Consider the following 14,803-nt stretch of genomic DNA (forward strand, 5'->3'; position numbering starts at 1 on the left):
CTCCTAACTGAGAGAATTCAAAAAGTCATCAAAGGCTTTTGAACCCGCTGGATTTCTCTTAAAAACGCCTGCATGAGACAGGATTGTTGCGAAGGTTTTACCTATTTCTTCTCTGAGTATCTGGTCTACATTATCGAGGTTGATATTTGAGTGTCTTTGGACTATATCACTGGCCCACTGACTGTGATGGGAGATTTTTTCATTTTTTGAAATATCTTCATTTTTTACCAAAGCCTCTGCTAAAAGAGCTATTTCTTCTTTCAGTCTTGAAGGGAGAACTGCAAGTCCCATAACCTCAATGAGGCCGATATTTTCTTTTTTTATGTTATGAAATTCTTCGTGAGGATGGTATACTCCCATGGGATGTTCTTTGGTGGTTATATTGTTTCGAAGCACCAGATCCATTTCAAAGAACTGTCCTTTTTTACGTGCTATTGGTGTTATTGCATTGTGGAGTGTATCATCTGTAAAGGCAAAAACAAATGCTTTTGGGTCACTGTAATTTCTCCAGCGCTCCAGTATATGTCTTGCAAGATCTATAAGTGGCTGGGTATCTTTGTGCCTTAATCTTATTACAGACATAGGCCACTTCACAATACCGCATTCCACGTCTTCAAAGCCCTTAACTTTAAACTGCTTTTCGATTCCGGCTTTTGCCATGGCAAATTCATAGTTTCCACCTTGAAAATGATCATGAGAAAGAATTGAGCCACCTACAATTGGCAGGTCTGCATTGGAGCCTACAAAATAGTGGGGGAAGAGCTTTACAAAATCAAAAAGTTTCACAAAGGTATCATCATCTATTTTCATGGGGCTGTGCTTACTGCTAAGTACTATGCAGTGCTCGTTGTAATAAACGTAGGGTGAGTACTGAAATCCCCAGTTATGGCTATTTATTGTCACAGGTATGATTCTGTGGTTTTGTCTTGCAGGGTGATTAATTCTTCCTCTGTAACCTTCATTTTCCATGCAGAGCAGGCATTTTGGATATCCGGACTGCTTTGCATTTTTTTCTGCGGCTATGTCTCTAGGATCTTTTTCTGGTTTTGAGAGGTTTATTGTAATGTCCATCTCTCCATACTCAGTTTGCGTCTTCCACTGTATGTCTTTTTCTATTCGGTCTCTGCGTATATAGTTGTTGTCCTGGCTGAATTTGTAAAAGAAGTCTGTAGCAGACTTGGGAGAGACTTTGTATAGTTTATCAAATCTTGAAATGACATTGCTTGGGTTTGGGGTAACTAAACCCATTATTCTGGTATCGAACAAATCACGGTTTACCGAGGTATCTTTTTTAAGAAGATCTTTTTTTATAGCATAATCAAGCATGGAATCGAGAATGTTTGAAAGAGGTGGAGGGCTTATGGCGTCTTCCTGGCCAGGTTCAAATTCATCGTAATAATCTGGTTCATCTATTTCAAACAGGTCCATGAGGGAGTTTGTGGCAAATGTTTTATCAGCCGGGTCTAAGAGCTCTGATTGCAGAGCATAGCAAATGAGCTGATTGATATATTTTGAAATCATGGCTTCTCCTTATATTAAATCAGTATTTTTGTGCCAGTTCCAGGCACTTGATATCATTTCAGCTATATCTGTATGTTTAGCTTCCCATCCAAGTATTTCGTTTGATTTTTTGCATGATGCGACTAGTCTTGCGGGATCGCCGCTTCTTCTTGGTGTGATTTGTTGTGCTATAGGAAGGCCCGTAACGCTTCTTGCACAATCTATCACTTGTTTTACGCTAAATCCAAGTCCTATACCCAGGTTAAATATATTGCTTTCTCCTCCGTCTTTAAGATATCTGGTAGCCAGAATATGTGCCTGGGCGAGGTCGGTAACGTGGATATAGTCTCTTATGCAGGTGCCGTCTGGGGTATGGTAATCATCTCCATATACACTTATGAATTCTCTTTTACCAAGGGGAACCTCAAGTATAAGGGGGATGAGATGAGTTTCAGGGTTGTGTGCTTCTCCTATTTTTCCGCTCTTGTGAGCACCGCAGGCATTGAAATAGCGAAGGGAGATGTATCTTAGACCATGAGCCTTCTGTGTCCATGACATCATCTTTTCCATGGCAAGTTTGGTTTCACCATAAGCGTTTGTAGGGCAGGCAGGGTCGCTCTCTTCGATAGGTACTTTTGCGGGTTCGCCATAAACGGCAGCGGTAGATGAAAAAACTATTTTTTTCACGTCGTGTGCTATCATTGATTCAAGCAGGACTTGTGTACCGTATACATTGTTATTATAGTATTTGAGTGGATTAGTCATACTTTCTCCGACAAGCGAATTTGCTGCAAAATGAATCACGCAGTCAATGTTTTCTTTTTCAAATACACTGTAAAGGAAGGATTTGTCACGGATATCACCTTTGTAAAATCTAGCTTTTGGATGAATTGCCCATTCGTGTCCGGTTTCTAGATTGTCTATTACTACTACTTCTTCTCCGATTTCAATTAGCTCGTATACTGTATGCGAGCCTATATAACCAGCTCCTCCAGGTACTAAAATTGCCATAATTTCCTCCTTCTATAGCTGATGAAAAGTTTATACAAAAAGTTTAAGGACATTTACTCCCCCATAAGGTCTTATGGAAAGCACGTGGCAGCAGCCTTGACCGATCGAAGCTTCAATATTATATTTAAAGTTCTCAAGCATATCTGCAGGGACAAAGGCCTGGATGGTTCCTGCGAATCCTCCTCCATGTACGCGAAAGCTGCCTCTTTCTTTGAGCAGATACTGGCATAGGGCTAGAGCTACCGAAACATCTTGTGTATCAGGAGAAGTGCTTACATATACATTTTGAAGATATTCAAACGATGAATGTCCGGATTCTTTTGAAATCCTGAGAAATTCATTCCAATTGTCATTTTTAAGGGCAAGGCTCAAGGCTAAGGCTCTTTTGGTATCCGCAAAAAAATGCGATGATCGAAGTACAGCTCTGTCTCCTGTGATTTTTCTTATTTGCATTATATTTTTATAAAAATCATCTTCTGCTACTTCTTGCAGAAATTCTTTACCAAAAAATGATGCTACTTTTTTCATATCTGAAGGGATTAAAGAATACTCACCTGTCAGATCCGCATGGTCTGCTCCAGTATCTATGATACAAAGCAAGTGACCAGTAGAGCTAAAGTCAAAATCGATTTTTTCTATTTGAGGATTATGAATATCTTTAAAATCTATCTCTACTGCACTTCCTACAGAAGATGCCATCTGATCCATAAGGCCACTGGGTTTTCCAAAGTATATGTTTTCAGCATATTGTCCTATTTTTGCAATTTCGACTGGTGAAATTTCGCCACTACAAAACAGATGATTGAGTATTACTCCGATTAAAACTTCAAATGCTGCAGAAGAAGATAGCCCTGATCCTGTCAGCACATCTGATGTTATGCACGCATCAAAACCGCCAAGGGGGTATCCTTTTGATTTTATCTTTGCTGATATACCTCTTACAAGAGCTGCAGATGTGTTGATTTCTTCTATTTTGGGATATTCTTCATCTATGTTTATCTCAAAAGTGTCAAAGCCTTCTGATTTTATTCTTATGATATTACTTTCATTTGTACAGCAGCAGGCAACCATATCCAGATTTACAGCGGCCGCTATAACCTGACCGTGCTGGTGGTCTGTGTGGTTACCACCAAGCTCAGTTCGACCGGGTGCACTAAAAAAACTGGCATTTTGGTTACTTGAAAATGTGGATTCAAAAAAATCTGCCAGTTTTATATATCGGTTTCTCTGGTAGTTTAAAATGTCAGGTTTTGAAGAATACAAAAGGGAAAGCTGTCTGTCTATATCTCTAGCTTTAAGCATGGTTTTTAGTTCTTTAATATTCACGAAAATGCCTCCTGTTTAAACTTGGGCTTTAAATATTCCAAATAGTATAACTGCCGTGATTAGGGCAAATAAAACTATTATTATTTTGTCCAGAGTTTTGATGTCAATATTTATTTTATCATAGATATGTTCTTTGTGGTTAGTATGGGTAATTTCTCTTTCTTTAAGTTCTGTTTCTTTTTTTGATAATTCTTCTTCTTTTTCTAATAGAGCGCTGGAGAGCTGCTCCAGCTCTTCAGCGCTCATTGATTTTATATCAAGATCGTTTTTTTTCATATGCGGTTATTTCTTTGCAAGATACTTACGAAGGTCAAGAGCTACCGCAATTATTATTACGAGACCCTGAACGATGTATGTATAGCTTGTTTCAACACCCATAAATTGAAGACTTACCTTTAAAAGCTCAAATACAAGCACACCTATAAGTATTCCGCTTATTCTACCAACTCCACCATTTGTGGATACTCCACCTATTGTACAGGCTGCAATTGCTTCGAGTTCATAACCCATGCCTGTGTTTACAGAGGCTCCTCCTGATTTTGAGGCAAGTATAAAGCCGGCAAGTCCATAAAGACCAGCAGCCAGAGTATATATAAGTATTTTTGTCTTGTTACAGTTTACTCCGGCAACTTCAGCGGCTGTTTCATTACCACCTATGGCATACATATATTTTCCGTGGCGGGTTTTATTATAGAGAAACCACATATATATTCCTACTGCCAGAGCGATAAGTATTATATAGGGTAATTTATTTGCAAAAAGCCCCGAAGTTGAAAGTAATGTGTAGTTCTTTTTAAGACCACCTATAGGTTTTGCTCCAGTATAAACCAGGCACAGGCCATAGACAAGTGTCTGCATACCAAGTGTTGCAATAAATGGAGGTACTTTGAAAAATGATATTATAGCGCCGTTTGCTCCACCTATAACGGCACATACTGCTATTACAATAAGAAGGACTACAAACATATTCATCTCACCAAGGGCAGGATAAAATTTGTCGGAATAGTCGGCTTTTTGAAGAAGGATTGCTGCTATACATGCTCCCAGACCGACCACGCGACCAGCACTAAGGTCAGTACCCTTGGTGATAAGGCATCCTGAAACACCGGCAGCTATTATGAATCTTACAGCAGTATTTAATGCAAGGTTTTTAAAACTTGGGATAGATACAAAGCTGGGCTTGTATATGCCTACGCCCACGGCAACTAAAAGCATAAGTATTATTATAGCGTTATTTTCTAAAAAACGTGCCAGGGATTTTTTATCTATTTTTTTCTTTATGATATTGTCCATTTCAATATTTCCTTTCTAAGCACTATTCGAATTTTGTAGCAAGAGATATGACGTTTTCTTGAGTTGCACTCTCGCCTTCCAAAAATCCGGTTACTTTACCATCACACATAACCATGATTCTATCAGACATACCGAGCAATTCGCTCATTTCGGATGTAATCATTATTATGCTCTTTCCTGCTTTTGCAAGATCGGCTATAATACAGTAGATTTCATATTTTGCACCTACGTCAATTCCACGGGTAGGTTCGTCAAGTATGAATATGTCAGGGTCATTGGCAAGCCATCTGCTTATAAGCACCTTCTGCTGATTTCCTCCAGATAGGGACTGAATAAGCGTTTTGCTGCTCGGAGCTTTTATGCTTAGTTTTTTTATGTTTTCAAAAACGAGTTTATCAATTTTCTTTTGATTAAGGATGAATCCAAAATCCAGATATTTGTCGAGCGAAGCTATTGCTACGTTTTCTTCTATAGAAAGAACTCCAAGTATACCTGTAGCTCGCCTGTCCTCGGTCAAGAGCGCCATGCCTTTTTTTATTGCATCCTGGGGGCGATTGATATTTTGAATTTCATTCTTATAGGTTATAGTTCCTTTGGAGTGACATCTTATACCAAAAAGGCCTTCCATTAGTTCTGTACGCTGGGCACCTACAAGGCCACCTACTCCAAGTATTTCTCCTTTTCTGAGTGTGAAATTCACATCTCTGAAAGATTTGGGATTTATTGAAGTGTAATCTTTTACTTCAAATATTACTTCACCAGGGATGTTTTGTTTTGTGGGAAAGAGATTGGAGAGTTCACGACCAACCATTTTAGTAATAATAAAATCTATATCTAAACCCTTGGATTCCCAAGTACCTATGTACTGACCATCTCGCATTATAGTTACCTCATCACTTATACGAAGGATTTCAGACATCTTGTGAGATATATATACTATGGATACGCCCTTAGCTTTAAGCTCTTTTATTATAGCAAAGAGAGCATCTACTTCTCTTGAGGTAAGGCTCGAAGTGGGCTCATCAAGTATGAGTACTTTGCAGTCCGCGCTTACTGCTTTTGCAATTTCGACGCTCTGCATCTGAGAAACACTTAGGGTAGACAACTTGGCTTTAGGGTCAAAGCTCATATGTACCTGTTTAAGAAGAGCTTCTGTATCTGTATACATTTTTTCGTGATCTATAACAGATATTGCACCTAAAATCTTTTTCATTGGATATCGTCCAAGGTATATATTTTCTGCTACGCTTCTTTCGGGTACGGGCTGAAGTTCCTGATGGACCATGGCAATACCTTGTTTTAAAGCCTCGAGAGGATCGTTTATTACAACTTTTTCGCCTTCATAATATATCTCACCGCTATCCATCTTATAAATACCAAACATACATTTCATAAGCGTGGATTTTCCGGCTCCATTTTCACCCATAAGGGCATGGACGGTTCCGGGCTTTAGATTGAGGCTTACGTTATCCAGAGCTTTTACACCAGGGAATGTCTTAGTAATGTTTTTCATTTCTAAACGATATTTTGACATTGTGCCCTCCTTAAATTAAGTATATTTTAAAAATTGCGTGTGCTGTCGTTCATTTGCACACGCAATCTTATCTTATTCCATATTAATCTGTATTACTCTGAAATTTTAACATAATCTACAGTATAGTTTTTCTCAAGAGTTCCACCTTCAACAACTAATTTAGCTGCGTCCGCTGCCTGATGAGCTTGTCCTATGTGGTCATTAAGAACTGTTCCAGTCATAGTACCGTCTTTTACCATCTGTTGACATTCTTCAAGTGCATCAACTCCAAGAAGAGCGATGTCTGTTCCTACTGTACGTCCATTGGCAGCAATAGCTTGAGCTGCTCCAAGAGCCATACCATCGTTGTTACAGAAGATTACATCGATTTCGTTTCCGAATTGAGTAAGAGCAGTGTTTGCAAGCTCTTGTCCTTTAGACTGATCCCAGTCTCCTCTTTGCTCGAACAATTTGTTAACTTCAAGTCCAGCATCAGTAAGTGCTTTGATAGAGAATTCAGTTCTGTACTGAGCATCTACGTTTTCTGGGTCTCCCATGATCATAACGTAGTCAACTACGCCGTTTCCATTGTAGTCACCCTTGTTTTCAAGATTTGCAACTATTTCACCCTGGAATGTTCCTGACTGACGTGCATCAGCACCAACGTAGCAAGCTTTGTCATAAGATTCAAGATCTTCTTTAGTTGGCTCACGGTTTATGAACACTACTGGGATATCAGCAGCTTTAGCAGCTTCGATTACAGTAGGAGCTGCAGAAGCTTGAACCAGGTTTACTACAAGTACATCAACTCCATCAGCTATAAATGTATTAACTTGATTTGTCTGCTCTGCCTGGTCATTCTTTCCATCCACAACAGTAACGTCATATTTTGTTCCATCTGCAGAAAGATCCTCTTCAAAGTATCTTTCAAGTTCCTGACGATAAAGAGTCATAAAGTTGTCATCAAATTTGTAGATACAAACCCCAACTTTTACTGCATCTCCAGTTGCCTCAGTATCTGTAGCTGCTTCATCACTTCCGCAACCTGCAAGTGTGAAAATCATCATAGAAGCAAGAAGCATCGATAGTAATTTTTTCATAATTTCTCTCCTTTTTAAGTTTTAATTATGTAAACAGTGTATTAGGAAACAAGTGTTAGAAAACGTTATTTCCTAAACAAGATAATATCATATTCGTGATTGAAGGTCAATTATTTTTAATTATATAAATATTTGTGAATACTTGTTTATATATTACAATACAATTGAAAAAATGATATAATAAAAAATAGAGCAAATTGGAAACTGACATAAATAAAACAGGAGAAAAATTATATGAGAAAAAAGATTAGTATTTTAATGGCAGCCGTAATTTTAATGGTGGGCTTAACGGCGTGTTCACAGAAACCATCTGAGCAAGAGGCCCAGACTGGGCAAACTGCTATTGAGTTTACAGACTTTAGAGGTAATGAGATAAAGCTTGACCAACATCCACAAAGGATAGTATCACTTTCGCCTACAAGCACAGAGGTAATGTTTGCAATAGGGGCACAAGACAAACTGGTAGGGGTTACTAACAGCTGCGATTATCCTCAAGGAGCGCTGGAGATTGAAAAAGTTGGAGATTTCTCAGGACCAAATCTGGAAATGATAATAAATTTGAAACCAGATGTGGTAATTGGGGGCACTTATATACAAGAAGATGTAATTAAGGCTCTTTTTGAACTTGGAATACCGGTTATATCTACAGAAGCTGAAAACGTTGCTGATATATTTACTTCAATTGAAATTCTTGGAATGCTTTCTCAAAATGAAGACAATGCCAAAAAAGTTATTGATGACATGAAAGTAAGGCTCGAAGAAATAGCGAAAAAAGTTAAAAATTCAGAGCCAGTACCGGTATTTTACGTAGTTTGGAAGGATCCTTTCAAGACTGCAGGCAATAATACCTTTATAAATGAAGTTTTAACTCTGGCGGGTGGAGAAAATGTTGCGTCTGATGTAGAAGGATGGGCAGATTACAGCAGAGAAGAATTAATAGTAAAAAATCCTTATGCATTGGTATCTTCATCACACTCATCACCTGTGAAGGAGACGGTAGAGTCATTTGTGAGTGATCCTTTGTTTAGTGAGCTCGAGGCAAGCCAGGCGAAAAGAGTCCACATAATGTCTGATGACTCAATCATAGCCCGTGGAGGTCCTCGTATAGTAGATGCAATAGAAGAAATAAGGGTTTCACTGGAAAGCTGGAAATAAAATGGGAATCGTTAAGATAGACGGACTGAGTGTAAGTTTTGGTAAGCATGAAGTTTTGACAGATATAAATATTGAAATAAAAAAAGGCGAGTTTGTTACTATTTTAGGGCCAAATGGTTCGGGGAAAACAACTTTGCTAAAGAGTATATCAAATATGATAGAAACAAGAAAAAATACAGTCTGGGTAGATGGCCAGGATGTTTTTCTCATGAAGGCCAAAGAAAGAGCCAGACTTATGTCGGTAGTACCTCAAAATACTGATGTGGTCTATGAATTTACATGTCAAGATGTTGTCATGATGGGAAGATATCCACACGTAAGCAGATTCAAGGGTGAAACTGAAAAAGACAAAGACATTGTTTTAAAAGCTATGCAGACAACCAATGTGGAATATCTCAAAGACCGTTTTTTCACTGAAATATCAGGAGGGGAAAGACAAAGAGTAGTTTTGGCCCAGGCAATAGCACAAGACCCAGAATTAATACTGCTTGATGAACCAATATCAAATCTGGACCCCCAGTATCAGGTGGAAATTTTAGATACGGTCAAGAAGCTTAGTATAGAAAAAGGACTGACTGTAATAGCAATCCTGCATGATCTTAACTTTGCTTCTATGTATAGTGATAAAGTAATCCTCATGAAAGAAGGCAAGATATTTACATCGGGCATGGCTCAAGATGTACTGACCGCAGAAAATATTAAAAGAGTATTTGATGCAGACGTGCTGGTATCAAAAAGTCCGGTAATTAATCGGCCTCATATATATTCAAAAAGCAAAGGATTTTTTGAAAAGCCCAAAGAAAAAATTCATATAGTATGTGGTGGAGGCAGCGGAAGTGACCTAATACATGAACTTCATCATCTGGGATACAGGCTCAGCGTGTGCGTACTCAATAAAGGGGACGTAGACTGGCAGCTTGCAAAAGATTATGGACTGGACATGGTGGAAGAAAGCCCTTTCAGGCCTATATCAGAAGAATCATACCAAAAGAACCTCAGTAATATAAAAAAAGCTGATGCTGTTATAATCTGTCCGGTCTTCTTTGGTTATATGAATTTAGAAAACCTGGAAGTACTATGTGAGAATGAAGTGTCTGACAAAGACATATATATAATAGGAGATGGAGATTTTAAAGATAGAGACTTTACAGATGGAAGAGCGAGTGAAATACTCTGCAGCCTGATGGGAAGAAAAACTTGCAGGAAGGGATTCTTAGATGAAGACAGCAGAAAATAGCAGGGAAAAAATGGCGTTGATATATATACTTATGATATCAGCATTCTTTTTGTCTATGCTTGTATCTATGAGATTCGGAGCGGTGGATCTAAGCCTGAGGGAAATCATAAATGCACTAATGACAGGTCCTGGAAGCACAGAACACACGATATTTTATAAGATAAGGCTTCCAAGAGTTTTGCTGGGAGCCATTGCTGGAGCAGGGCTTGCTATGGTGGGAGCTGTAATGCAGGGAATTTTTCAAAACCCACTTGTCGATTCATATACACTTGGAATGTCATCGGGAGCTTCTCTTGGAGCTGTGATTGCAATAGTTACGGGAGTCACTGCCAAGATACCGGGGGTAAGCGCCTTGAGTTTATTTGCATTTACAGGAGCTGTAGGAACTCTTTCTTTTGTATATTTTTTGAGTAGCAGAAGTGGAAAAGTATCTACATCTTCTTTACTACTTTCAGGAATTGTAGTAAGCTATTTTATATCGGCACTGATATCTATAATAATGATGCTCAACAGTGATAAGATAGAAAGTATAGTATTTTGGAATATGGGAAGTATAGCAGGCGCGACCTGGAAAAAAACAAGAGTTGCAACCGGAGTCATAGTCCCGTGCACTTTTGTACTTTATTATTTTTGGAGAGAGCTCAATATGATGTCTTTTGGAGAAGAGTCTGCATCAAGTCTTGGAGTCAATACAGCAAAAACCAAAATAATACTGCTTCTTACCAGTTCACTGATAGTTGGAACTGTGGTGTCCGTCGGCGGAACAATAGGCTTTGTGGGACTCATTGCACCACATATAGCAAGGTATTTTACCGGAGCTGAAAATAAAAAGCTGCTTTTTCTGTCAGCGCTTACAGGCTCTGTTACATTAATGCTCGCAGATACGGCAGGAAGGTTACTCACAAGGCCAGCAGAGATTCCTGTGGGAGTTATGACCGCTGTCATAGCAGGGCCATTATTCATATATTTACTTAGAAAAAATGGGAGGAAATAATTATGAAGTTATATAATACACTCACTAGAAAAAAAGAAGAATTTGTACCTATTGAAGATAAAAAAGTAAGAATGTATTCATGCGGACCGACTGTATACAATTATTTTCACATTGGTAATGCAAGACCTTTTATAATGTTTGATCTTCTTAGAAATTACCTTGTATACAAAGGGTATGAAGTCACATTTGTACAAAATTTCACCGATGTCGATGATAAGATAATAAAAAAAGCTAATGAAGAGGGCATAAGTCCATTAAAACTGGCAGATAAATATATAAAAGAATATTTTAAAGATGCAGACGGTCTTGGAATAAGAAGAGCAGATGTGCATCCTAGAGTTACTGAAAATATAAAAGAGATAGTAGAATTTATAAGTGAGCTTATCGAAAAAGGCTACGCATATGAATCAGGCGGAGATGTCTATTTTGATACACAAAAATTTAAGGATTACGGAAAGCTTTCGCGCCAAAATCTTGCAGAGCTTAATTTTGGATCACGTATAGAAGTAAGTGAAGATAAAAAACATCCAATGGATTTTGTACTTTGGAAAAAGAAGAAGGAAGGCGAAATTGGCTGGGAATCTCCATGGAGCGAGGGAAGACCGGGATGGCATATCGAGTGTTCTGTAATGAGCAGAAGATATCTTGGAGATACAATTGACATACACTCAGGTGGACAGGATCTAATCTTCCCGCATCACGAGAATGAAATAGCACAGAGTGAGGCCAGATCAGGTAAAAAATTCTCGAATTTTTGGGTTCACAATGGATATATAAACATAGACAATCAAAAAATGAGCAAGTCGCTCAACAACTTTTTTACAGTAAGAGAAATCTCAGAAGAAATGGATCTGGAGATAGTAAGATTTTTCATGCTCAGCGCACACTACAGAGGACCGGTAAACTACAGTAAAGAACTTCTGGATCAGGCGAAAGCAGGGATGACAAGGCTTTACAATTCAAAGAACAGAATGGAATTTCTGATTTCGATGGCAGAAGATGGGCTACGTGAAGACGAAAAAGCTAATCTAAAAAAACTTCCTGAGTTCAAGAAGGCTTTTATAGATGCCATGGATGATGATTTAAATACGGCAGATGCAATAACTGCTATATTTGAACTTGTTTCATTTATAAATACAACAGCAGAAGATAACAGTTCAAAGCAGTATGTTGAAAAATGCCTTGAAGCATTTAATGAACTTACAGGAGTGCTTAACATCATACAGAAAAAAGATGATGTAGACGAAGACAAGATTAATGAGCTTATAGAAAAAAGGACAGCAGCAAAGAAAAATAAAGATTTTGCAGAATCTGACAGGATAAGAGATGAACTTAAAGAAATGGGTATAGAATTATTGGATACCAGACAAGGAACAACATGGACAAAAATCAAGTAAATACAAAAAACACCTCAGAGTGTAACCAAGTCAGAGTTCCGTTATCTGCAATGAATCCCATAGTACTGGCCTATATAGGAGACGGGACATATGAGCTATTAGTTAGAAAAAAAATGGTTGAAAATTATCCAAATGACAAGATACAGAGCTTGCATAAGAAGACAGTAAGTTTTGCAAAAGCAGCCAGTCAGGCTAAGATAGTAAGATCGCTCAGAGAATCCGGATTTTTTACAGAAGAAGAGTGGGCGTGGGTAAAAAGGGGGAGGAATCAGCAATCTATTCCCCCTAAAAACGCAGACATGTCTGAGTACAGATATGCTACTGGCTTTGAAACTTTAATTGGATTTCTTGACCTAAGCGGGCATAGAGAGAGAATAGAAGAAATCGTAGAAGCCGCGTTTGGGATAATTCAAATAAAGTAAGTAATATAAGTGCAGTTCAGGAGGAAAGATGGAAACCTTATTGAAATATGAGTTTACAATACTTGACTTTATACAATCTGACATGACAAGTCCAGTGATGGACAAAATAATGACCGTATTTACTTATCTGGGATCTTATGGATTGATATGGATACTTTTGGCGGTATTGCTTCTTTCATCTGCAAGGACCAGGAAAAATGGAGTTATCATGGCGGTATCTCTTATAGGATGTCTGCTCATAGGCAATATTATTTTAAAACCTCTCATTGGAAGGATAAGGCCGTCTGATGTAAATGCCGCGGTGGACCTTCTTATAAAAAAGCCTCTTGATGCTTCATTTCCTTCAGGACATACCATGTCGTCTTTTGCAGGAGCCATGTGCATGATGTTTTACAGCATTAAGTACGGAATTCCGGCAATGATTTTGGCATTAATAATATCTTTCTCAAGGCTCTATCTTTATGTGCATTACCCAACTGATATACTTGCGGGGGCTATACTTGGAATATTGATTGCACTGCTTTCAAAGAAAATTGTAGAAACCTATTTAAGCAGAAAAAACGCTATGGTGATCGATCGTTTTGCAAGAAAAAAATACAAGTAAACAGGGCTAAAATCAATAAAAACAAAAGACTGGAAAATTCCTCTAAAAGGAGCTATCCAGTCTTTTTGTTTTAGTTATCCTATTGCAAACATAAGTTCGCATTGGCAGGCAAGTTTGTCTTCTACATATGCTCTTGCTTTTGCTTTTCCTATGTTCCTTTTTATTGTTGTCATTTCAACTTCAAGCCTTAACAGATCTCCTGGAACTACCTTTTGCCTGAATTTGGCATTTTCTATTCCTGCGAAGAAGGCTATTTTTCCTTTGTAGGCTTCCATTGATAAAACAGCGACAGCTCCAGTTTGTGCAAGAGCCTCTATTATAAGTACTCCAGGCATAACGGGCTGCTGAGGAAAGTGTCCTGCAAAAAAAGGCTCATTATAGGTAACTGCCTTGTAGCCGGTAGCTCTACCTTTTTCTATATCAAGTTCAGTTATTTTATCGATTAGAAGAAACGGACTCCTGTGAGGGATGATTTTTTGAATATCTGTTATGGAATATGGCAATACAAGATTTTCCATTATACCATACCTCCATTTACAGAAAGTACCTGACCTGTTATATATGAAGCCTTTGAAGACACAAGAAACTCAACTGCGTCTGCAACGTCTTGAATTGTTCCAAGCTTGTTCATAGGGATACCGCTAAGTATCGAAGCTTTTACCTCTTCTGGAAGTACGTCAGTCATGTCAGTCTGAATAAACCCTGGTGCTATTGCATTGACTCTTACATTGTATCTTGCAAATTCTTGTGCACATGATTTAGTAAATGAGATTACTGCACCTTTGGAGGCGCTGTAGTTTGCCTGTCCCATATTTCCTCTTATTCCAACAACTGAGGACATATTTACTATTACCCCGTGTTTTTGCTTCATCATATATTTCAAGGCATGCTTTGTACAGTTGAAAGTTCCGTTTACATTGACCTTCATTACCTGATCAAAATCTTCTTCCTTCATTCTTGCTATAAGCTTGTCTTTTGTTATGCCGGCGTTGTTAACCAGTATATCTATTTGACCAAATTCAGCAGCAGTAAGGTCTATAAGTTCTTTTGCCTGATCAAAATCGCTTACGTCTTTTTGAAGTGCAAGGCACTTTACTCCAAGGGACTCTATTTCATTCACAAGCGATGTTATTTCAGGGTTTTCACTTCTGTAGTTGATTACTATGTTATGGCCACCTTTTGCAAGGGTAAGCGCGATTCCTCTGCCTATACCTCTTGAAGCGCCAGTTATTACAGCACAGCTCATCTGTT

Annotated in this window: 15 protein-coding genes; 6 read left to right on the top strand and 9 right to left on the bottom strand. The window is 38.4% G+C overall.

The window, feature by feature from the left end; all coding sequences use genetic code 11:
* Nucleotides 1-3: 3 nt before the first annotated feature.
* The 7 genes from galT to G558_RS0106885 all read right to left on the bottom strand — a co-directional run bounded on the left by galT (nt 4) and on the right by G558_RS0106885 (nt 7,743).
* Entirely contained in the window at nt 4-1,521 is a 1,518-nt protein-coding gene (galT, locus tag G558_RS0106855) for a UDP-glucose--hexose-1-phosphate uridylyltransferase (protein WP_028829518.1), read from the bottom strand.
* Nucleotides 1,522-1,530: 9 nt separating this feature from the next.
* Nucleotides 1,531-2,511 (bottom strand): UDP-glucose 4-epimerase GalE, encoded by a 981-nt coding sequence (gene galE / locus G558_RS0106860; protein WP_028829519.1) that lies wholly within the window; start codon nt 2,509-2,511, stop codon nt 1,531-1,533.
* Between the two features lie 30 nt (nt 2,512-2,541).
* Complete coding sequence (locus tag G558_RS0106865) at nt 2,542-3,837, bottom strand: galactokinase (RefSeq protein ID WP_242825214.1); 1,296 nt, start codon at nt 3,835-3,837, stop codon at nt 2,542-2,544.
* A gap of 15 nt (nt 3,838-3,852) precedes the next feature.
* A complete protein-coding gene (locus tag G558_RS0106870; protein ID WP_028829521.1) occupies nt 3,853-4,113 on the bottom strand; it encodes a hypothetical protein in 261 nt (86 codons plus the stop codon).
* A 6-nt stretch (nt 4,114-4,119) separates the two neighbouring features.
* Nucleotides 4,120-5,130 (bottom strand): galactose/methyl galactoside ABC transporter permease MglC, encoded by a 1,011-nt coding sequence (locus G558_RS0106875; protein WP_051188542.1) that lies wholly within the window; start codon nt 5,128-5,130, stop codon nt 4,120-4,122.
* Nucleotides 5,131-5,152: 22 nt separating this feature from the next.
* Complete coding sequence (locus G558_RS0106880; protein WP_028829523.1) at nt 5,153-6,664, bottom strand: sugar ABC transporter ATP-binding protein; 1,512 nt, start codon at nt 6,662-6,664, stop codon at nt 5,153-5,155.
* Nucleotides 6,665-6,756: 92 nt separating this feature from the next.
* A complete protein-coding gene (locus tag G558_RS0106885) occupies nt 6,757-7,743 on the bottom strand; it encodes a galactose ABC transporter substrate-binding protein (RefSeq protein WP_028829524.1) in 987 nt (328 codons plus the stop codon).
* 234 nt (nt 7,744-7,977) lie between these two features.
* Here G558_RS0106885 and G558_RS0106890 point away from each other — a divergent pair, with 234 nt between their 5' ends.
* Genes G558_RS0106890 through G558_RS12625 form a run of 6 tightly spaced genes read left to right on the top strand, consistent with a single transcriptional unit; the run spans nt 7,978 to nt 13,552 of the window.
* On the top strand, nt 7,978-8,898 hold the full coding sequence (locus G558_RS0106890; protein WP_028829525.1) for an ABC transporter substrate-binding protein: 921 nt from the start codon (nt 7,978-7,980) through the stop codon (nt 8,896-8,898).
* Between the two features lies 1 nt (nt 8,899).
* Nucleotides 8,900-10,135, top strand: a complete 1,236-nt coding sequence (locus G558_RS0106895; protein WP_028829526.1) for an ABC transporter ATP-binding protein — start codon at nt 8,900-8,902, stop codon at nt 10,133-10,135.
* Nucleotides 10,116-11,129, top strand: coding sequence for a FecCD family ABC transporter permease (locus G558_RS0106900; protein ID WP_051188545.1), 1,014 nt, complete (start codon nt 10,116-10,118; stop codon nt 11,127-11,129). Before G558_RS0106895 ends, G558_RS0106900 begins: the two co-directional genes overlap by 20 nt.
* A gap of 2 nt (nt 11,130-11,131) precedes the next feature.
* Nucleotides 11,132-12,526 (top strand): cysteine--tRNA ligase, encoded by a 1,395-nt coding sequence (gene cysS / locus G558_RS0106905; protein ID WP_028829528.1) that lies wholly within the window; start codon nt 11,132-11,134, stop codon nt 12,524-12,526.
* Nucleotides 12,508-12,948, top strand: a complete 441-nt coding sequence (locus tag G558_RS0106910) for a Mini-ribonuclease 3 (RefSeq protein ID WP_028829529.1) — start codon at nt 12,508-12,510, stop codon at nt 12,946-12,948. Before cysS ends, G558_RS0106910 begins: the two co-directional genes overlap by 19 nt.
* A 28-nt stretch (nt 12,949-12,976) precedes the next feature.
* Nucleotides 12,977-13,552, top strand: a complete 576-nt coding sequence (locus G558_RS12625; RefSeq protein ID WP_036931751.1) for a phosphatase PAP2 family protein — start codon at nt 12,977-12,979, stop codon at nt 13,550-13,552.
* Nucleotides 13,553-13,626: 74 nt separating this feature from the next.
* On the opposite strand, the gene fabZ is transcribed toward G558_RS12625, so the two are convergent.
* Nucleotides 13,627-14,070, bottom strand: a complete 444-nt coding sequence (gene fabZ / locus G558_RS0106920) for a 3-hydroxyacyl-ACP dehydratase FabZ (protein WP_028829530.1) — start codon at nt 14,068-14,070, stop codon at nt 13,627-13,629.
* Nucleotides 14,070-14,798, bottom strand: coding sequence for a 3-oxoacyl-[acyl-carrier-protein] reductase (gene fabG / locus G558_RS0106925; protein WP_028829531.1), 729 nt, complete (start codon nt 14,796-14,798; stop codon nt 14,070-14,072). The genes fabZ and fabG overlap by 1 nt, the downstream gene beginning before the upstream one ends.
* Between the last annotated feature and the right edge of the window lie 5 nt (nt 14,799-14,803).

It is taken from the genome of Proteocatella sphenisci DSM 23131 (genome assembly GCF_000423525.1).
GTDB lineage: Bacteria > Bacillota > Clostridia > Peptostreptococcales > Filifactoraceae > Proteocatella > Proteocatella sphenisci.